Annotated in this window: 1 pseudogene; it reads left to right on the top strand. The window is 64.4% G+C overall.

The window, feature by feature from the left end:
• Position 1: 1 nt before the first annotated feature.
• Positions 2 to 492: pseudogene (locus AC5RVN_RS17435) on the top strand (pyruvate dehydrogenase (acetyl-transferring), homodimeric type); the annotation flags it as partial.

The following is a 492-nucleotide window of genomic DNA, read 5'->3' as shown; positions in this document are numbered from 1 at the left end:
CGTGGCTGCAGGAGAAGATACCTCCCATATCCTCAGCGGGTTGACTAACCAGCTGCCTGATCGTGATCCGGAAGAGACCGCCGAGTGGGTTGAGTCCCTGGATTCGTTGATCAGGGAACAGGGTACCGAGCGTGCCCAATACATCATGCGGAGCCTGTTGCAGCGTGCCGGTGCGCAGAGCGTCGGGGTGCCGATGGTGACCACTACCGATTATGTGAACACGATCCCGGTGGACCAGGAAGCGGAGTTCCCGGGCAATGAGGAGTTCGAGCGCCGCTACCGGGCGTACATGCGCTGGAACGCTGCGGTGATGGTCCACCGTGCGCAGCGGGCGAACATCGGCGTGGGCGGGCACATTTCCACCTACGCCGGGGCCGCGACCCTGTACGAGGTCGGGTTCAACCACTTCTTCCGCGGCAAGGACCACCCCGGCGGCGGGGACCAGGTCTTCTTCCAGGGCCACGCCTCCCCCGGCATGTACGCCAGGGCGTT

The sequence above is a fragment of the Arthrobacter sp. sptzw32 genome (genome assembly GCF_059089735.1).
This window is presented reverse-complemented; position numbering and strand designations above follow the sequence as displayed.